Annotated in this window: 20 protein-coding genes and 1 pseudogene; 9 read left to right on the top strand and 12 right to left on the bottom strand. The window is 69.3% G+C overall.

The window, feature by feature from the left end; all coding sequences use genetic code 11:
* From E2169_RS13545 to miaB, 8 genes and pseudogenes are all read right to left on the bottom strand, one after another.
* The coding region (locus tag E2169_RS13545; protein WP_279432756.1) for a carbon starvation CstA family protein at nucleotides 1–1,112 on the bottom strand (1,112 nt) is incomplete at its 3' end.
* A gap of 93 nt (nucleotides 1,113–1,205) precedes the next feature.
* Nucleotides 1,206–2,369 (bottom strand): lipoprotein N-acyltransferase Lnb domain-containing protein, encoded by a 1,164-nt coding sequence (locus E2169_RS13540; protein ID WP_165942403.1) that lies wholly within the window; start codon nucleotides 2,367–2,369, stop codon nucleotides 1,206–1,208.
* Nucleotides 2,370–2,426: 57 nt separating this feature from the next.
* Nucleotides 2,427–3,305 (bottom strand): CorC family transporter, encoded by an 879-nt coding sequence (locus E2169_RS13535; protein ID WP_132986591.1) that lies wholly within the window; start codon nucleotides 3,303–3,305, stop codon nucleotides 2,427–2,429.
* A 58-nt stretch (nucleotides 3,306–3,363) separates the two neighbouring features.
* Nucleotides 3,364–3,852, bottom strand: a complete 489-nt coding sequence (gene ybeY / locus E2169_RS13530; protein WP_132986592.1) for an rRNA maturation RNase YbeY — start codon at nucleotides 3,850–3,852, stop codon at nucleotides 3,364–3,366.
* Between the two features lie 10 nt (nucleotides 3,853–3,862).
* On the bottom strand, nucleotides 3,863–4,888 hold the full coding sequence (locus tag E2169_RS13525; RefSeq protein ID WP_132986593.1) for a PhoH family protein: 1,026 nt from the start codon (nucleotides 4,886–4,888) through the stop codon (nucleotides 3,863–3,865).
* 451 nt (nucleotides 4,889–5,339) lie between these two features.
* Entirely contained in the window at nucleotides 5,340–7,031 is a 1,692-nt protein-coding gene (locus tag E2169_RS13520) for a hypothetical protein (RefSeq protein ID WP_132987143.1), read from the bottom strand.
* A 135-nt stretch (nucleotides 7,032–7,166) separates the two neighbouring features.
* Complete coding sequence (locus tag E2169_RS13515; RefSeq protein ID WP_132987142.1) at nucleotides 7,167–7,409, bottom strand: hypothetical protein; 243 nt, start codon at nucleotides 7,407–7,409, stop codon at nucleotides 7,167–7,169.
* A 14-nt stretch (nucleotides 7,410–7,423) separates the two neighbouring features.
* A pseudogene (gene miaB, locus E2169_RS13510) lies at nucleotides 7,424–8,815 on the bottom strand (tRNA (N6-isopentenyl adenosine(37)-C2)-methylthiotransferase MiaB); the annotation flags it as partial.
* A gap of 341 nt (nucleotides 8,816–9,156) precedes the next feature.
* Here miaB and E2169_RS13505 point away from each other — a divergent pair.
* The 6 genes from E2169_RS13505 to E2169_RS13480 all read left to right on the top strand — a co-directional run bounded on the left by E2169_RS13505 (nucleotide 9,157) and on the right by E2169_RS13480 (nucleotide 14,097).
* Complete coding sequence (locus E2169_RS13505) at nucleotides 9,157–10,080, top strand: lytic transglycosylase domain-containing protein (RefSeq protein ID WP_132987147.1); 924 nt, start codon at nucleotides 9,157–9,159, stop codon at nucleotides 10,078–10,080.
* Nucleotides 10,081–10,217: 137 nt separating this feature from the next.
* Nucleotides 10,218–10,853, top strand: a complete 636-nt coding sequence (gene petA, locus E2169_RS13500; RefSeq protein ID WP_132987140.1) for a ubiquinol-cytochrome c reductase iron-sulfur subunit — start codon at nucleotides 10,218–10,220, stop codon at nucleotides 10,851–10,853.
* Between the two features lie 3 nt (nucleotides 10,854–10,856).
* Entirely contained in the window at nucleotides 10,857–12,116 is a 1,260-nt protein-coding gene (locus E2169_RS13495; RefSeq protein ID WP_132987139.1) for a cytochrome b, read from the top strand.
* A 4-nt stretch (nucleotides 12,117–12,120) separates the two neighbouring features.
* The gene (locus E2169_RS13490) at nucleotides 12,121–12,861 is read left to right on the top strand and encodes a cytochrome c1 (protein WP_370465123.1); all 741 of its coding nucleotides are present in this window, start codon (nucleotides 12,121–12,123) and stop codon (nucleotides 12,859–12,861) included.
* A gap of 20 nt (nucleotides 12,862–12,881) precedes the next feature.
* Nucleotides 12,882–13,517 carry a glutathione S-transferase N-terminal domain-containing protein gene (locus E2169_RS13485; protein ID WP_132987146.1) on the top strand — a complete coding sequence of 212 codons (636 nt, stop codon included), beginning with the start codon at nucleotides 12,882–12,884 and terminating at the stop codon, nucleotides 13,515–13,517.
* Nucleotides 13,518–13,542: 25 nt separating this feature from the next.
* Entirely contained in the window at nucleotides 13,543–14,097 is a 555-nt protein-coding gene (locus E2169_RS13480; RefSeq protein WP_229659159.1) for a ClpXP protease specificity-enhancing factor, read from the top strand.
* 8 nt (nucleotides 14,098–14,105) lie between these two features.
* Here the strand turns inward: E2169_RS13480 and E2169_RS13475 are convergent, their stop codons facing one another.
* Nucleotides 14,106–14,438, bottom strand: a complete 333-nt coding sequence (locus tag E2169_RS13475) for a DUF3301 domain-containing protein (protein WP_132987137.1) — start codon at nucleotides 14,436–14,438, stop codon at nucleotides 14,106–14,108.
* An 80-nt stretch (nucleotides 14,439–14,518) separates the two neighbouring features.
* Between E2169_RS13475 and E2169_RS13470 the strand changes: the two genes are divergently transcribed.
* Nucleotides 14,519–15,028, top strand: a complete 510-nt coding sequence (locus E2169_RS13470; protein WP_165942436.1) for an FHA domain-containing protein — start codon at nucleotides 14,519–14,521, stop codon at nucleotides 15,026–15,028.
* Here the strand turns inward: E2169_RS13470 and nadC are convergent.
* Together nadC and E2169_RS13460 are read right to left on the bottom strand one after the other, a co-directional pair.
* A complete protein-coding gene (gene nadC / locus E2169_RS13465) occupies nucleotides 15,025–15,888 on the bottom strand; it encodes a carboxylating nicotinate-nucleotide diphosphorylase (RefSeq protein ID WP_132987135.1) in 864 nt (287 codons plus the stop codon). The genes E2169_RS13470 and nadC overlap by 4 nt on opposite strands.
* Nucleotides 15,885–16,154, bottom strand: coding sequence for a Trm112 family protein (locus E2169_RS13460; RefSeq protein ID WP_132987134.1), 270 nt, complete (start codon nucleotides 16,152–16,154; stop codon nucleotides 15,885–15,887). The genes nadC and E2169_RS13460 overlap by 4 nt, the downstream gene beginning before the upstream one ends.
* 57 nt (nucleotides 16,155–16,211) lie before the next feature.
* Here E2169_RS13460 and purE point away from each other — a divergent pair, with 57 nt between their 5' ends.
* A complete protein-coding gene (purE, locus tag E2169_RS13455; protein WP_132987133.1) occupies nucleotides 16,212–16,718 on the top strand; it encodes a 5-(carboxyamino)imidazole ribonucleotide mutase in 507 nt (168 codons plus the stop codon).
* Complete coding sequence (locus E2169_RS13450; protein WP_132987132.1) at nucleotides 16,715–17,890, top strand: 5-(carboxyamino)imidazole ribonucleotide synthase; 1,176 nt, start codon at nucleotides 16,715–16,717, stop codon at nucleotides 17,888–17,890. Before purE ends, E2169_RS13450 begins: the two co-directional genes overlap by 4 nt.
* An 8-nt stretch (nucleotides 17,891–17,898) precedes the next feature.
* On the opposite strand, the gene E2169_RS13445 is transcribed toward E2169_RS13450, so the two are convergent.
* Nucleotides 17,899–18,486, bottom strand: a complete 588-nt coding sequence (locus E2169_RS13445; protein WP_132987131.1) for a Fe-Mn family superoxide dismutase — start codon at nucleotides 18,484–18,486, stop codon at nucleotides 17,899–17,901.
* Nucleotides 18,487–18,499: the final 13 nt, after the last annotated feature.

Here is an 18,499-nt window from a genome sequence, read left to right as displayed (position 1 = left end):
TCCATCAGCATGCCGCCGTAGCCGAGGTAGGGCGCGTGGCGCTCGTTGGCCATCAGCTTGGGCGTGGTGCCCGAGGCGATCAGCGCGTGGAAGCCCGACACCGCGCCGCAGGCGATGGTGATGAACAGGAACGGGAACATCGAGCCCTTCCACACCGGCCCGGTGCCGTCGGTGAACTGGGTCAGCGCCGGCATGCGCAGCTCGGGCATCACGATCAGGATGCCGACCGCCAGGCCGAGGATGACGCCGATCTTCAGGAAGGTGGAGAGGTAGTCCCGCGGTGCGAGCAGCAGCCACACCGGCAGCACCGCGGCGACGAAGCCGTAGCCGATCAGCATCCAGGTGATCTGGGTGCCGGTGAAGGTGAAGGCCGGGCCCAGCGTGGGATGCGCGGCGACGTGGCCGCCGTACCAGATCGCCGCCATCAGCAGCACCAGGCCGATGACCGAGATCTCGCCGATCCTGCCGGGCCGGAGGTAGCGCATGTAGACGCCCATGAAGATCGCGATCGGGATGGTCGCGATCACGGTGAACATGCCCCACGGACTCTCGGCCAGCGCCTTCACCACGATCATCGCCAGCACTGCGAGGATGATGATCATGATCAGGAAGGCGCCGAACAGCGCGATGGTGCCCGGTACCTGGCCCATTTCCTCGCGCACCAGGTCGCCGAGCGAACGCGCGTCGCGGCGGCTGGAGACCACCAGCACCATGAAGTCCTGCACCGCGCCGGCCAGGACCACGCCGACGATCAGCCACAGCGTGCCGGGCAGGTAGCCCATCTGCGCGGCCAGCACCGGGCCGACCAGGGGGCCGGCGCCGGCGATCGCGGCGAAGTGGTGGCCGAACAACACGTGCTTGTTCGTGGGGACGTAGTCGAGGCCGTCGTTGTTGATCATCGCCGGCGTGGCACGCGAAGCGTCCAGCTCGAACACCTTGTTGGCGATGAAGCGTGCGTAGAAGCGGTAGGCGACCAGGTAGATCGAGACGGCGGCGACCACGATCCACAGCGCGTTGATCGGCTCGCCGCGGCGCAGGGCGATGGTTCCGAGGCAGAACGCTCCCAGCACGGCGAGTGCCGCCCAGGCCAGTTTTCCAGCGGCACCTTTCATCACCCACACCCCACGTCGTCTTGTGAAGTGGGGAGAGTCTCGCTTGCGCCGGCGGTGGTCAATCCTATTGCGCCGCACAACGACCCTGGCCGGCTAAGACTTTGGTCTATGCCCCGGTCGCCACAGCACCGCGAGGAGGGCCGCCTGCAGCGGCAGCATCAACGCAAGCCAGTGCCCGTTGCGCTGGGACTGCAGCGGCATCCACAGCAGGAACGGCGCGATCAGCAGGCCCACGGCGACCACCGCCAGGGCCGCGCGGAACATCGGCCCCCCGTCGCGGCCGCGGCTGATCCGCCAGGCTCCCGGCAGCAGCAGCAGGCACAGCGGGTTGAACAGCAGCAGGTTGTGGTTGGCCCAGCCGAAGCGGTGGGCTGTGCCCAGCCAGATGTAGAGCATCAGCGCACCGATGGCCGCGCAGAGCAGCCAGACGGGCTGCGCTGCGGTGGCAACGGCACGGGGCCGGTCGCGCTGCGACCAGGCCAGCGCCGCCAGCGCAAGCCCCGCCAGCAGCCAGGGCCACCAGGCCACGCGGCGCGGAACGGGCTCGGGCTCCAGCAAGTGTGGCAGCAGCGCTTCTTCGGCCACGACCAGGGGCCGTCCGTCGGCCAGGCGCACGTCGCGCAGGGACTGCGCCAGCCGCATCGGCACGAAGGCGTCCTCCCAGAGCGCGTTGGGGCGGTCGGACGCCGGGCCCAGGCCGAGGTCGAAACCCAGCGCCATCAGCCGGTCCGGGCGCGCCAGGCGCACGGCCTCGCTGCGGAAGGTGTTGCCCTGCGAGCGCCCCTGCAGGTGGCGGGCCAGCGCGCCGTCCAGCGCCGCGTCCAGCGCGTCGCGCACGCGGGTGCTGCAGTTGTCGAGGAAGTAGTCGTAGGGGTAGCTGGCGTTCTCGGGGCGCGCGTTCCAGGCCAGGCGTCCGGCGAGCTCCGTGGCTGCTGTTTCGTCGAGGTCGAGCCACTGGATGGAGACGCCGCGGCCGACGCTTTCGTAATACGCAAGGTCCTGCGCCAGCGGCAGCACGGCGAGCCGGTACTCCATTTCGCCGCGCATGAAACGCTGGTGGAAGTCGGGTTCGTCGGGATCGAAGAAGCCGAAGTTGTAGGACAGCGGCGGGCCGGCGGCGGGGTCGTCGACCACGATCGCGTTGTGCCCGAAGCGCTCGAAGAAGATCTCGCCGGGCTGCATCGTGGCCACGCCGATGCGCGGTGCGGCCAGTGCCGGCAGGCAGCAGGCCATGAGTGCCAGCAGCAGGCACAGCATGGCGGAGCGGCTCGGGCGCGCCGCGCGGTGCGTCATCGCCAAGCGTGCAGTCACGCGTCAGTCGCCATGGATCGACAGGTGCAGGGCGTGCAGCCGGCGCGCGTCGGCGCTGGCCACGCGGAACGTGAAGCGGCCGAGCGTGAGCTCCTCGCCGGCCTCGGGCAGGTGGCCGATGGCGGCGGTGACCAGGCCGCCGATGGTGTCGTACTCGTCGTCGTCGAAATCGGCGCTGAAGCGCTCGTTGAAGTCGTCGATCGGGGTCAGCGCGTCGACCACGTACTGGCCGTCGGCCTGGGCCGCGATCAGGGCCTCGGGATCCTCGGCGTCGTCGTGCTCGTCGTCGATCTCGCCGACGATCTCCTCCAGCACGTCCTCGATCGTGATCACGCCGGCGACGCCGCCGTACTCGTCGATCACGATCGCCATGTGGTTGCGCGACTGGCGGAATTCGCGCAGCAGCACGTTGAGCTTCTTCGACTCCGGGATCAGCACCGCCGGGCGCAGCAGCTCGTGGATCGAGCCGGGCCCGTTGTCTGCGACCACGCCGCGCAGCAGGTCCTTGGCCAGCAGGATGCCGAGGATCTCGTCCTTGTCCTCGCCGTGCACCGGGAAGCGCGAGTGGCCGGATTCGACCACGTCCTTCATCAGCTCGATCAGGCGGGAGTCGACGGGCAGGGACACCATCTGCGAGCGCGGCACCATGACGTCGCCGACGGTCATGTCGGACACGGCAATGGCGCCTTCCATCATCCGCAGGGTGTCGGCCTCGATCAGGCCGTCGGCCTGGGCGTCGCGCAACAGTTCGACCAGGTCGTCACGCGAACTGGGATCGCCGGAAATCGCCGAGCTCAGGCGATCCAGCCAGCTGCGCCGGCGTTCCGGGGGTTCCGGCACCGTGCCGTTGCCATTGCCACTACTACTGTCGTCTTCGGACATCTCGCTCGTATCGTCGCCCCGGGGGGTAGGGCGGCCGGGTGCAGTTTACCGCGTCCGTTCAGGCTGCGCGGTAGGGGTCGTCGATGCCCAGCCCGGCCAGGATGTCCCGCTCCAGCTGCTCCATGGCCTCGGCCTCGACGTCGTCGCCGTGGTCCCAGCCCAGCAGGTGCAGGGTGCCGTGGACGGTCAGGTGGGCGTAATGGGCCGCGAGCGGCTTGTCCTGCTCGCGGGCCTCCCGGGCGATGACCGGGGCGCAGAGCACCAGGTCGCCAAGCAGCGGCATGCGTACGCCCGGGGGCAGCTTGATGCCCTCGTCAAGCTCGGCGGGGAAGCTGAGCACGTTGGTGGCGTAGTCCATCCCCCGGTAGTGGCGGTTCAGGGCGCGGCCTTCCTTCGTATCGACCAGGCGGATCGCGAGGTCGGCCTCCAGGATGCGGCCGGCCAGCGCCGCGGCCACCCACTTGCGGAAACTCACAGAGGCCGGCAGCCCGGCGCGGGGCAGGGCATAGCCGACGGACACGTCGAGGCGGACCGGACCCTTGGTCATGGCCCGGAGTCTACGCCGGTCCGCTGGACGCGTCCTGCGCGTCGCGGCGGTCATAGGCGTTGACGATGCGGGCCACCAGCGGGTGGCGGACCACGTCGCGCGATTCGAAGAAGGTGAAGCTCACGCCCTCGACGTCGTGCAGCACGTCCAGCGCGTCGCGCAGGCCCGACTTCACCTGCTTGGGCAGGTCGATCTGGGTGAGGTCGCCGGTCACCACCGCCGTGCTGCCGAAGCCGAGGCGGGTCAGGAACATCTTCATCTGCTCGATGGTGGTGTTCTGGGCCTCGTCGAGGATCACGTAGGCGTCGTTGAGCGTGCGTCCGCGCATATACGCCAGCGGCGCGATCTCGATGACGTTCTTTTCCAGCAGGCGCAACACGGTCTCCACGCCCAGCATTTCGTACAGCGCGTCGTACAGCGGGCGCAGGTAGGGGTCGACCTTCTGCGACAGGTCGCCGGGCAGGAAGCCGAGCTTCTCGCCGGCCTCCACCGCCGGGCGTACCAGCACCAGCCGCTGCACCCGCGATTCGTTCAGGGCCTCGACCGCGCTGGCCACGGCCAGGAAGGTCTTGCCGGTGCCCGCCGGGCCGACGCCGAGATTGATGTCGTGGGTGGCGATGGCGTGCAGGTATTTCTGCTGGTTCGGCCCGCGGCCGCGGATGGTGCCGCGCTTGACGCGGATCGCGACTTCCTGCGGCACGAAGTCCGGGTCGGCGCGGCGCGCGGTGGTGGCGTGCCGGGTCGCTTCCTGGTCCTCGCGCGCGGCGCGGAAGGCGTTCAGGCGCAGGTGGATGGCATGGCCGTCGAAGGTTTCGGCGGCCGCCTCGCGGTACATGTCGCGCAGCAGGCGCTCGGCCTCGCCGACGCGCGCGGCATCTTCGCCGGTGACCCGGAAGACGTTGCCGCGATTGGCGATCTCGACGCCGAGCGCGAGCTCGATCTGGCGAAGGTGGCCGTCGAAGGGGCCGCTGAGGTTGGCCAGCCGTTCGGTGTCGGCGGGTTCGAGGCTGAAGTCGCGCTGGTGGGGGCTGGGCATAGGTGGAGAAGGGTAGCGCGCCGCCCGTCCAGGGACCATGACCGCGGCACCGGGCCTGGTACTCGCTGAGGGAATGGCGCGCCATTGATACGCTCGGGCGCCGGGTGCCAAGGCCCTTGAGTGCTCATGTCCCCCGGCGCTGGCCTGCGGCCATCGCCTCCTCCTTTACTTCGCTCTCAAGGGCCTTGGCACCCGGTGCGCACAGTGCGCGGTGGCCCCAGGAGCAAAGCGGGCATCTCGCGCAGTTGCAACAACGCCGAGCCCCGCCGTGGCCGGGAGGCCTTCGCGGGGAAGTCAAGGAGGAGGCATCCGCCGCCAGGCGGATGCCGGGGGACATGAGCCGCGAAGGCCTCCCGGCCGCGGCGGGGCCCCTCCAGGTCACCGCGAGGCGTAGCGAAAGAAGCAGACACTCCTCGTCGAAGCCGCTTCCCCGGAGTTGGGAGATGAACCTTTATTTACGCCAGATGTTGATGCCCTGGCTTACGTCTTCGGCATAGTTTTCGATGGCAGCCAGGTCACGCTGGTCGGTGATGCCGCTCATCATGGCTTCGCGCAGCGCATTCGACGCTTCCTGCTGACTCAGGAGCTCGGCTTCATCCTCGCCCACCACCTCGGCGATCGCCTCCTTGGCCTCGGTCGTCAGCTGCCCGGTGGCGGAATCGATGATCTTGCCGCTGAGGCCTTTCAACGCATCGGTCACGGCGGGGCTGTCGAAGACCTCGCCCAGCAGTTCAGCCACGGATTCCTTGGCCTTGCTGGCCAGGGGAATGCCCGCAACCGCCAGGTCGACGATGAAGGACAGCAGCTTCTCCTGCGCCTCCTCCTGTTCCTTCAGCGAGTTGAAGCCCTGGGTGATCGCGTCGTCCGCGCCGCCCATGAGCATGGCGAGCTGGCCCATGGCGTCGGCATCGCCTTCCTCGGTGTTGATCCGCTCCTTCAGCGCGGTGGCGTAGTCGAGGACCCCGGCGCGCGTGGAGCCCTGGTAGAGCTGGTCGCTGTTGAACAGCACGATGTTGAACAGGGCGCCGAGATCGGACGCATCCTGCATGTACTGCTTCAGGTCGGCATCGTCCTTGCTGCCGATCTTGGTGGTGCTGTAATCGGTGAGGCTGTCCAGGATCGCGGTCGAGTGGTTGCTGAACAGCAGGCCCATGGCATCGATGCGGTCCTGGGCGTTCTCGCTGTGGCGATCGCTGAAGATGTCACCTTCGTTGGCAGGCAGCCGGGCCAGCATGGCCGCGGCCTCCTGTGCCTCCGGCGATTGCACGCGCGACACCTGGGCGATGAGCGAAGAGGCCTGGTCGGGCAGCGCGAGGTCGGACACGGTCAGGTCGTCGCGCAGCGCGATGACGCTGCCGGGCACGATCTGTTCCAGCCGCTCGGCGGTGAGCCACTGCCCGCCGCGGGCCACGCGCTCCATGAACGCGTCCAGCTGGCCCTGGTCGAGCCCGCTGAGGACCTCCGCGGCGATGTCGCCGCGCGTCGGGTCGCCGTTGAGCACGATGGCCGCCAGGGTGGCTGCGTTGTCGCGGACCATGCCGTTGTCGATACCGTCGTTGAGCGCGTAGTTCTCGATCAGGTGATTGGCGAAGTTGCCGCGGAACTCGGAGACCTCGGCGCTGTAGAGCGGGCCGTTGAAGAACTCCGCGAGCTCGCGCATGTGCTGTGCATGCTCGACCTGGTTTTCGACGTCGAACCCGGCGGTACCGCTGTACAGGAAGGTGTCGAGCGCGTTGGCCTCGGCCACGACCTCGCCGAACTGGTTGCGGATCTCGTGGGTCGGCAGCAGGCCGTTGTTGTAGGCACCGGCGATGCCTTCGGCCATGGCGTCGCGCGCGGTCTGCGGGATCTGGCCGGACTCCACCAGGCCGTTGATCCGGGCGGGCGTCATCCAGGAATTGAAGGCGTTCGGGTCCTGCCTGAGGATCTCGGCGACCAGCTCCTGGCGGTACTGGGCATCGCCCTGCTGGATCGCCTCGCCGAAGGCGACCGCCCGCGCGTCGTAGTCGTCGCGGCGCCAGGTCTTGTCGCCGACTTCGAGCAGTTCCGTCGCATCCTGGGCCGGGTCCAGGCTTGACGGCCTCGATTGGTCGGTCGGCAGCGGGGTGGGGGGCGACTGCGGGTGCTGGACGGGGAAGGTCATGGGGGCTCCTGACGGTGGTCGGCGGGCAGGTTCCATTGTTGTGGCTGGCCCCGGAACCGCGCTGCCCGGGGCGAACCCTAGGGTGGCGGGGCAAGGTTCATCCGAGGCGCTCGCGCGCTTCCGGAAGCGGCTCGACTAGCGGCGCGGCCCGCGCCGGGATGTGGCAAGTCCGCGCAGGAGCAGGGCGACACCGATGCCGCCCAGCAGCAGCGAACCCCCGAACCAGATCCAGCCGATGGCGCCGGCGCTGCCGGCATCGCGGACCAGGTACATCCAGGCACGGGCCAGGCCCAGTGCGGCGAGGCCGCAGAGCCAGAGGCCGAGCGGATCGAAGCGGCGCCCGCGCGCGGCTTGCGTTGCGGGCGGCTCGTGGTCCACTCCGCGCCGCCGCCTCAGACCGCGACCGGCGTTTCGACCGTGGCCACGCGGGCACGCAGCGAATTGCTGAACGCTTCGGTGATCACCACGTCGACGAACTGGCCGACCAGGCGCGGATGGCCGGCAAAATTCACCGAGCGCATGTTCTCGGTCTTGCCGGTCAGCTCGTCGGGATCCTTGCGCGAGGGTCCGGTCACCAGCACCTTCTGCACGCTGCCCAGCATCGCCCGTGAGATGCCCGCGGCGTATTCGTTGATATGCGCCTGCAGCCGCGACAGCCGCGCATGCTTCACCTCGCTGGACACGCTGTCCTCGAGGTCGGCGGCGGGCGTGCCGGGGCGGCGCGAATAGATGAAGGAGAACGACTGGTCGAAGCCCACGTCCTCGATCAGCTTCATGGTCTTCTCGAAGTCGGCGTCGGTCTCGCCCGGGAAGCCGACGATGAAGTCGGACGAGATCGAGATGTCGGGCCGCACCGCGCGCAGCCTGCGGATCTTCTGCTTGAATTCCAGCGCCGTGTAGCCACGCTTCATCGCCGACAGGATCCGGTCGCTGCCCGACTGCACCGGCAGGTGCAGGTAGTTGGCCAGCTGCGGCACGTCGCGGTAGGCCTCGATCAGCGAGTCCGAGAACTCCAGCGGATGCGAGGTGGTGAAGCGGATGCGGTCGATGCCGTCGATCTCGGCGATGGTCCGGATCAGCAGGCCGAGGTCGGCGAACTGCGGCCCGCCCGCCGCGGCGCCGTCATCCCCGTCCGCGCCGTCGCTCCCGCTGTCGGCAGCTGCGATCGGGCCGCGGTAGGCGTTGACGTTCTGCCCCAGCAGGTTGACCTCGCGCACGCCCTGCGCGGCCAGCTGCATGACCTCTACCAGCACGTCCTCGAAGGGCCGGCTGACCTCCTCGCCGCGGGTGTAGGGCACCACGCAGAACGAGCAGTACTTGCTGCAGCCCTCCATGATCGACACGAACGCGCTCGGGCCGTCGGCGCGCGGCTCGGGCAGGCGGTCGAACTTCTCGATCTCGGGGAAGCTGATGTCGACCTGCGGCAGGCCGGTCTCGCGGCGGCCGCGGAGCAGCTCCGGCAGCCGGTGCAGGGTCTGCGGGCCGAACACGAGGTCGACGTAGGGCGCGCGCTTCACGATCGCCTCGCCCTCCTGGCTGGCGACGCAGCCGCCGACGCCGATCAGGACCGGCCGGTCGCCCTGCTTCAGGCGTTTCCAGCGGCCCAGCTGGCTGAACACCTTTTCCTGCGCTTTTTCACGGATCGAGCAGGTATTGACCAGGATCACGTCGGCATCTTCGGCCTTCGTGGTCAGTTCGTAGCCGTCGGAGGCGGCCAGGACATCGGCCATGCGGGCCGAGTCGTACTCGTTCATCTGGCAGCCGTGGGTCTCGATGAAGAGCTTGCGGGGGGCGGTGTTCTGGGTCATGGCGGTTCCCGGGCGCGGCGGTGAAGCGCTTCACAACGAGTGAAGCTGGTCATCCGGGCCGGATGGTTGGTTCGGGACCTGCAGTTTAAGCCCGGAGGGCGGCGTTGATGGGGGGGGCGGCAAGACTTGCCCCCATCTGCCCTCCGGGCGTATTCCCTCGCTTGCGGGGAAGAGGCTGGCCGGGCAGGGGATGGAGAGGCGTTTCCTTGGGCGACGTCACGGTTCCGGCCCTTGGCAAGGCCCCTGCAAGAGTGGAGACTGCGCGCGATGGAGGGGCGGGGATGAATCACTTCGGTAAAGTCCCGGGTTTCGCCGTGATGGCGTCGGTCGGCCTGGCCTGCATGGCGATGGCCGGGCCAGCCGTGGCCGGCACCATCTACCGCTGCGATGCCGGCGACGGCGTGGCCAGCTACGTCAGCAAGCGCATCAAGGGTGCGAACTGCGCGGTGGCCAGCACCTATCGCCCGAGCCGTCCCGCCCGGCCCAGCCAGCCGTCCACAACCCCCGGTGCGGTGGGCGCGGTGAAGTCCTCGACCGCGGTGGAGGGTTCGCCGGCCTCGCTCAACGCCAATGCGCCCTCCACGTTCATGGGCACGGGCAGCGGGCCCGCCGCCCTGGACGTGCCCTCGGCACCTTCGGCATCCTCGTCGGCTGCCGGCTCGCGGCGCCTGGTCCAGGGCCAGGTCTATTCCTATGTGAAGGACGGCGTCCGCCACTACACCAGCCGCAAGCCCAGCGGCGGCGCTGCCAGCGCGCTGCGCACCATCCGCTACAGCTTCTTCGAGACCTGCTACGCCTGCGGCTCGCCGGGGCTCAACTTCGGCAACGTCCGCCTCAACACCAGCGCCTACGACGCCGAGGTCAAGGCTGCCGCGACGGAATTCGGGGTGGAGGAAGCGGTCATCCGCGCGGTGATGCACGCCGAGTCGGCCTTCAACCCCAACGCCCTGTCGCGCGTGGGCGCACAGGGGCTGATGCAGCTGATGCCCGCCACCGCCGACCGCTTCGGGGTCGCCAACGCCTTCGACCCGGCGCAGAACATCCGCGGTGGCGTGCAGTACCTGGCCTGGCTGCTCAAGCGTTTCAACGGCGACCTGACCCTGGCCGCCGCCGGCTACAACGCCGGCGAGGGCGCGGTGGCCCGCCACAAGGGCGTGCCGCCCTACAACGAGACCCGGCGCTACGTCGAGCGCGTGGGCATCCTCGCCGATCGTTACCGCGGCCATCTGGCGGCGAACTGATTGGCCGCGGGCAACGGAACGTTGTCCCCTGAATCGGCGTTCCGCTACACTTCATTGTCTTTGACGGCGGGTACCCGGTATCGGGCGCCCCGTCTGCGGCCAAAAACATCAGCGACCGGGCGAATTTCGGAGTGGTAATGGGTAATGAAGGGGTTCTGGATCCTGTCGAGGGGGGCACGGTCGACAACGGCCGCCGCCGCTTCCTGACAGCTTCGACCGCGGTGGTCGGCGCAGTAGGCGTTGGCGTGGCCGCGGTTCCGTTCATCAAGAGCTGGTTCCCGAGCCAGCGCGCACAGCTCGCCGGCGCGCCGGTGACCGCTGACATCAGCGCGCTTGCCGAGGGCGAGCGCATGATCCTGGAGTGGCGCGGCCAGCCGATCTGGATCGTCAAGCGCTCGCAGGAAATCCTGCAGCTGCTGCCGACCCTGGACGACCAGCTGCGCGACCCGATGTCGGAAAACCTCGAGCAGCAGCCGGAGTACATCCGGGAGGCCAATCCCGAGCTGCGGTCGCTGAAGCCCGAGATCTCGGTGCTCGTCGGCCTGTGCACCCACCTGGGCTGCTCGCCGGAAATGGTCGCCGAGATCCGCCCGGCACCGTTCGACCCCAACTGGAAGGGCGGCTACTTCTGCCCCTGCCACAAGTCGAAGTTCGACATGGCCGGCCGCGTCTATTCGGGCGTTCCCGCGCCGACCAACCTCGTGGTGCCACCGCACTATTTCGCCGATGACAACACGATTGTCGTAGGCGTCGATCCGCAGGGGGCCGCGTAAGCCATGTCGAACCTGATCACGCGTACCGCCAACAACGTGATGGACTGGGTCAACGAGCGTGCGCCCGGCATGATGCCGATGTACCGCAAGCACATGACCGAGTACTACGCGCCGAAGAACTTCAACTTCTGGTACTACATGGGCTCGCTGGCCATGCTGGTGCTGGTCAACCAGATCGTCACCGGCATCTTCCTGACGATGCACTACAAGCCGTCCGCCGCCGAGGCCTTCTCCTCGGTCGAGTACATCATGCGCGACATCGAGTGGGGCTGGCTGATCCGGTACATGCACTCCACCGGCGCCTCGCTGTTCTTCATCGTCGTCTACCTGCACATGTTCCGCGGGCTGATGTACGGCAGCTACCAGAAGCCGCGCGAGCTGGTGTGGATCCTGGGCATGCTGATCTACCTGGTGCTGATGGCCGAGGCCTTCCTGGGCTATGTGCTGCCCTGGGGCCAGATGTCGTTCTGGGGCGCGAAGGTGATCATCTCGCTGTTCGGCGCGATCCCGGTGATCGGCAACGGCCTGGTCGAGTGGATCATGGGCGACTACCTGCCCAGCGACGCCACGCTCAACCGCTTCTTCGCACTCCACGTGATCGCGCTGCCGCTGGTGTTGCTGCTGCTGGTGGTGCTGCACCTGGGCGCGCTGCACGAGGTCGGGTCGAACAACCCCGACGGCGTCGACATCAAGAAGGGCCCGAAGGGCAACCGCTGGGACGCGACCAAGCCCACCGACGGCATCCCGTTCCACCCCTACTACACGGTCAAGGACCTGGTGGGCGTGGGCTTCTTCCTGATGATCGCGGCCTTCGTCATCTTCTTCGCGCCGGCGTTCGGCGGCTGGTTCCTCGAGCACGACAACTTCACCGAGGCCAACCGCCTGGTGACGCCCGAGCACATCAAGCCGGTCTGGTACTACACGCCGTACTACGCGATGTTGCGCGTGGTGCCGCACAAGCTGAGCGGCGTGCTGGTGATGTTCGGCGCGATCGCGATCCTGTTCCTGGTGCCGTGGCTCGACCGCTGCAAGGTCAAGTCGTACCGCTACCGCGGGCTGATGTCGAAGGTCCTGCTTGGCCTGTTCGCGGTGAGCTTCGTATGGCTCGGCAAGATCGGCGCCGGTCCCGGCACCGACCCGGTCGAAACCATCATCGGCCGCGTGCTGACCTTCTTCTACTTCGCCTTCTTCATCACCATGCCGCTGTGGACGAAGCTCGACGCCACCAAGCCGGTTCCGGAACGGGTGACGACGCATGACTAAGCCCATGACCCTCATCAGCCGCGCCGCCGGTTTCGCCGCCGCCATGCTGCTTTCGTTCTCGGCGCTGGCCGCCGCGGGCGGCCCGGTGCAGCACGCCGGCACCGACCTGGGCGATACCGCTTCGCTGCAGCGCGGCGCGCAGCTGTACATGAACTACTGCTCGGCCTGCCACTCGCTGAAGTACCTGCGCTATTCGCGCATGGCCGAGGACCTGGGGCTGACCGAGGACGAGGTGATGGAGAACCTCAACTTCACCGGCGCCAAGTTCGGCGAGCAGATCCTCACCGCGATGCCCGCCGAGGGCGCCGCGGAGTGGTTCGGCACCGTGCCGCCGGACCTCAGCCTGACCTCGCGCGTGCGCGGGGGCGACTGGATCTTCAGCTACCTCAAGTCTTTCCACATCGACGAGTCGCGTCCGCTGGGCTGGAACAACACCGTGTTCCCCAACGCCTCGATGCCCAACGTCCTGTGGGAACTGCAGGGCATCCAGCAGCCGGTCTACGGCGGCAAGGACGAGGCCACCGGCGAGCCGTTGATCGAGCGCCTTGAGATCTCCACCCCGGGCAGCATGAACCCGGTGCAGTTCGACCAGGCCGTTCGCGACATCACCGCCTTCCTCGAGTACGCCGGTGAGCCGATCGCGCTCAAGCGCCAGGCGATCGGGGTCTGGGTGATGCTGTTCCTCGCGTTCTTCACCTTCCTGGCCTGGTTGCTGAAGAAGGAATACTGGAAGGACGTCCACTGACTTGGGGGAATGGTTCGATGATGGCAGCGAGTCCGCGCATGCGTAATGCACTCACGCTTTTTTCCTCCGTCGATGACGTCCTTTGCCACCGCGTGCGGCTGGTGCTCGCCGCGAAGGGCGTTACCTACGACCTGATCACGGTGGATCCCAAGGATCCGCCCGAGGACTTGATCGACCTCAATCCCTACCACTCGGTGCCGACGCTGGTGGAGCGCGACCTCGTGCTCTACGCCTCGAGCGTGGTCACCGAGTACCTGGACGAACGCTACCCGCATCCGCCGCTGATGCCGGTCGACCCGCTGTCGCGGGCGCGGCTGCGCCTGGCGATGCTGCGCCTGGAGCACGACTGGGTGCCCGAAGTCCGCGCGATCCAGACCGGCACCAAGGCCCAGGCGGACGCGGCGCGCAAGCGCCTGAAGGATCTGGTCACCGCGTCGGTGCCGCTGTTCAAGGCCTTCAAGTTCTTCCTCAACGCCGAGATGAGCCTGGCCGACTGCGCCATGGCACCGATCGTCTGGCGCCTGGAGTCGCTCGGCGTGCCGTTGCCGAAGGACGGCAAGGCGATCGAGGACTACGGCAACCGGATCTTCCGCAATCCGGGCTTCACCCGGAGCCTGACGCCGCAGGAGCGCAACCTGCGCGACCTGCCGGGTTGATGCGGCCCGCGTTAGAATCCCGCGCATGAATGATGTGTCGCGGATGACCAGCCATCGCCCGTACCTGCTGCGGGCGCTGTACGAATGGATCGTGGACAACGGGATGACGCCCCACCTGCTGGTGGATGCCACCCGCGCCGGCGTTCGCGTGCCCGCACATACCGTCAAGGACGGCCGCGTGGTGTTGAACGTGGCCGAGCGCGCCGTGGCCCGCCTGGACATGGACAACGAAGCGGTCAGCTTCACCGCGCGCTTTGGCGGCGTCAGTCACTCCGTGCTGGTCCCCGTGGGTGCGGTGCTGGCGATCTATGCGCGCGAGACGGGGCAGGGCATGGCCCTGCCCGAGGAGCAGCCGGGGTCCGAAGGCGGCTTGGCCGGCGATGCCGCCGGCGACGGCGTGGCTGACGATGCCGCCACGGCAGGCGGTGGCGCGGCCGGCGGCGAAGTGATCCTTGGCGTGGTGCCGGGCGGTGCCGGCGACGGTGACGCCGATCGCAATCCGGTGGATGGCGATGACGGCGGCGATGACGATGGCTCGTCGCCGCCGCGCCGCGGTGCGCACCTGCGCGTGGTGAAGTAGGCCCGCGCTCAGTCCTGGCCGGGCAGGGTGGCTGCCACCGCCGGCGCTGGCCCGGTGAGCGACATCAGCCGGCGCCCGTGGAAGACCATGCGCCCGCGATTGCGGTCCGTGCCTTCGTGCGAGTACTCGAAGCGGAAGCTGCGCTCCAGGCCCAGGCGGCCGTCGCTGCGCCGGCGCAGGCGCAGGCCCGTGGCGTGAACGGTCTGGTCCAGCAGCTGAACGCCGGCGGCGCGGCAGGCCGCGCGCCCGACCTCGGTGGCGTGTTCGCTCGCGGCGCGTGCCGCGTTCCACCACGCGTAGGCGAACGCGCCGGCTATCATTAGCAGGATCAGGCTGGGCATGGATGTGCAATCTGGGGCCAGCCCGGGCTTTCGGCAAGCCTTTGCGTGGGCTTCACGCACGACATCGCAGTTTTCAACGCATGAACATCATTCGCCAGGCCGACGAGGCCCTTGACCTGCAGCCACCGGCAACCACGGCCCAGGGGCCGATCATGGCCACCGTGGTCCGCCCGGCGCTGCCGCGCTACGTGCTGCGCGGCGTCGGTGGCGCCGGCTTCGGCCGCACCTTCCCGCTGGTCGGGTCGACGGTGCTGGGGCGGGCGCCGGACTGCGGGATCCACCTCGACCATCCCGGGGTGTCCCGCCATCACGTGCGGCTGACGCCGACCGACGAAGGGCTGCTGGTGGAGGACCTCGGTTCGACCAACGGCTGGTTGCTCAACGAATCGCCGCAGCAACGCGCATGGGCGCGCCACGGCGACGAGCTGGGCTTCGACGTGCTGCGCTTTCGCGTGGTCGCGCCGGGCGCGGTCACGCAGCAGCAGGCGCAGGCGCACAGGACGCGCGGAGGGGTGTCGGCGTGGTGGTGGGTAGCCGCACTTGCGGTGCTGGCCGGGGCTGCTGCTGCTGCGGCGCTGCTGCTGCGCTAGCCCGGGCACGGCCCGAGCTTCAGCGACAGGTCGACGGCCTGCACGTGCTTGGTCAGGCCGCCGATCGAGATGCAGTCGACGCCGTCGGCGGCGATCGCACGCAGCGATTCGAGGTCCACGCCGCCGGAAACTTCCAGCGGGATGCGCCCGGCGGCGATGCGCACGGCCTCGCGCCGCGTCGCGGCATCGAAGTCGTCGATCAGGATGCGGTCGCAGCCGGCGTCGAGCGCGGCGCGCAGTTCGTCCAGGGTTTCGACCTCAACAATCAGCGGCAGGCGGGGTTGGCTGGCGCGCGCGGCGGCGATGGCGGCGGCGATCGAACCGGCCGCGCGCACGTGGTTTTCCTTCAGCATCACCGCGTCGTACAGGCCCATGCGGTGGTTGTCGCCACCGCCCACGCGCACCGCGTACTTCTGTGCGACGCGCAGGCCGGGCAGGGTCTTGCGGGTGTCGAGGATCCGCGCGCGGGTGCCGCGCACCGCGTCGACGTGGGCGGCGACCGTGGTCGCGGTGCCCGACAGCGTCTGCAGGAAGTTGAGCGAGGTGCGCTCGGCGCTGACCAGGGCACGGGTGCGGCCGCGCAGCGTTGCAAGGACAGTGCCGGCGCGGACGTGGTCGCCCTCGGCCACGCGCCAGTCGATCTCGACGGCGGGATCGAGCGCGCGGTGGCAGGCGTCGAACCACGGCCGGCCACAGGCCACCGCGTCTTCCTTGCACAGCAGGTAGGCGGACTCGGGAGCGTCGGCAAGCAGGGCGGCGGTGACGTCGCCGCTGCCGAGGTCTTCGGCCAGCGCGCGTTCGATGTCCGCGGCGACGGTTTCGGCCGGCGGCGGCGGGATGGCGGCGCCGGCTGCGCTCATGCGCCTGGGAAGCCCGCGGCCTGCGCGGTGGCGATGCCTTCTTCGGCCAGCAGCACCGGGATGCCGTCGTCGACGCGGTACACCGTGCGCCGGTCGCGGGTGACCAGGGCCTCGCGCAGTGGCTGCGCCTGGACCGCGTCATCGCCGCGAACGACGCCGCCGGCGGTGATCGCGCGGTTCAGCGCCTCCAGGCCCGCGGGTTCGAGCAGCGCCAGCGGCTGGCGGCTGGCGGGGCAGACGAGGATATCGAGCAGCTTGCGGTCCATGGCGGTACGTCGCGGCGTGGGGCCGCTAGAATACGTCTTTGCCACCGGGGACGGCCAATGACCGCCACCAACAGCCCGCCCGTCGTCGGCGTCGTGATGGGTTCGCGATCCGACTGGGACACCATGCAGCACGCCGTGCAGACGCTCGAGGAGCTCGGCATCGCGCACGAGGTCCGCGTGGTGTCCGCGCACCGTACGCCCGACGTGCTGTTCGAGTACGCGGCCACCGCGCGCGCGCGCGGCCTGAAGGCGATCATCGCTGGCGCCGGCGGCGCGGCTCACCTGCCGGGAATGCTGGCGTCGAAGACCGCGCTGCCCGTGCTGGGCGTGCCGGTGCAGTCGAAGGCGCTCAACGGCCTCGACTCCCTGCTGTCGATCGTGCAGATGCCGGCCGGCGTGCCGGTCGCCACCTTCGCCATCGGCAACGCCGGCGCGGCCAACGCGGCGCTGTTCGCCGCGGCGCAGCTCGCGGCCGCCGGCGATGCCGACGTCGCCGCCGCGCTCGACGCCTTCCGCCAGCGCCAGACCGACGACGTCGCCGGCAGCGACGACCCGCGGCGATGACCACCGTCGGCATCCTCGGCGGTGGCCAGCTGGCGCGCATGATGGCGCTGGCCGGCGCGCCGCTGGGCCTGCGCTTCTCGGTGATGGACACCAGCGCCGACGCCTGTGCCGGCCAGTTCGCGCCGCTGGTGGTGGGCGACTACCGCGACGGCGTGGCCCTGGCCGAATTCGCGTCCGGGATCGACATCGCCACCTTCGACTTCGAGAACGTGCCGGCCGAATCCGCGCAGTGGCTGTGCGAGCGGGTGCCGATGTTCCCCAACCCCCGGGCGCTGGGCACCACCCAGGACCGCCTGGCGGAGAAGACGCTGTTCGGTGAACTGGGCATCCCCGTGCCCGGCTACGTGCCGGTCGATACGCGCGAAGACCTCGATGCGGCGGTGGCGAAGCTGGGTGCGCCGTGCATCCTCAAGACCCGGCGCCTGGGCTATGACGGCAAGGGCCAGTTCCGGATCCGCGCCGCCGGCGATGCGGGCGCGGCCTGGGATGCGCTGGGTGCGCAGGCCGGGGCCGGCGGACTGATCCTGGAAGCCTTCGTGCCCTTCGAGCGCGAGCTGAGCGTGGTCGCCGTGCGCGCCCGCGACGGCGAATTCCGTACCTGGCCGCTGACCGAGAACTGGCACGTCGACGGCGTGCTGTCCGCCAGCCTCGCGCCGGCGCGCGTCGCGCCGGAACTGGAGGCGCGCGCCGTGGACTACGCGCGTGCGCTGGCCGAAGCGCTGGACTACGTCGGCGTGTTCGCGCTGGAGCTGTTCTGCCACGACGGCCGACTGCTCGCCAACGAACTCGCGCCGCGCGTGCACAACTCGGGCCACTGGAGCATCGAGGGCGCCGAGACTTCGCAGTTCGGCAACCACCTGCGTGCGGTGCTCGGGCTTCCGCTGGGCGCGACGCGCGCGCTGGGGCGGGCCTGCATGCTCAACTGGATCGGCGAGATGCCTTCGCCCGGCCCCGTACTGGCCGAACCCGGCGGGCATTGGCATGACTACGGCAAGACTTCGCGCCCAGGGCGCAAGGTTGGCCATGCCACGCTGCGGGCGGACAGCGACGAAGATCTGGCCGATGCGCTGGAGCGGGTCGGTGCGGCGCTGGGTCGGGAGGCTCAAGTGGCGCCCGTGCTCGCCCGTTTATGCGATCCCCTTCCCCCGCCCGCGGGGAAAGAGTCCCCGTAGGGGCGCGACTATTTCAGGTTCGAAGCGACGAAGGCCCAGTCCACGACGTTCCACGCCGCTTCGACGTAACGCCCGCGCGCTTCGCGGTAGTCGAGCAGGTAGGCGTGCTCCCACAGGCTCAGGCCCAGCAGCGGGCGATCTTCGCCGGTGATCGGCGTAGCGGTGTTGGCCGTCAGCGCCAGGGTCACGGAACCATCCAGCCGCTGCAGCAGCCAGATCCATCCCGATCCCTGCAGCGAGGTCGCCACCACGGCGAACTGCTGGCGGAACCGTGCGATGTCGCCGAAGCGGCGGGTCAGGGCCTCGGCCAGCGCGCCCTCCGGCTCGCCGCCGCCGCCGCCCGCGGCCGGCTTCAGGCAGCGCCACTGGAACGCCAGGTTCCAGGCCTGTGCCGCATGCTGCTGCAGCGCGCCCTGGCTGCCGCGCACCAGCTCCTCGAGGCTCGCCGCACCCATCCCGGCAGCCGGCGCCAGCGCGTTGACCGCTTCAACGTGGGCGCGATGGAAGCGGCCATGGTGCAGGTCGAGGGTCTCGCCCGAGATATGCGGTTCGAGCGCGGTGCGGTCCCAGGGCAGGGCGGCAAGTTCGATGGCCATGGACGCTACAATA

Origin of the sequence: Luteimonas terricola (genome assembly GCF_004352845.1) — a bacterium.
Taxonomy (GTDB): Bacteria; Pseudomonadota; Gammaproteobacteria; order Xanthomonadales; family Xanthomonadaceae; genus Luteimonas; species Luteimonas terricola.
Note: the sequence above shows the minus strand (reverse complement) of the source record. Positions and strands in the feature narration are given on the sequence as shown.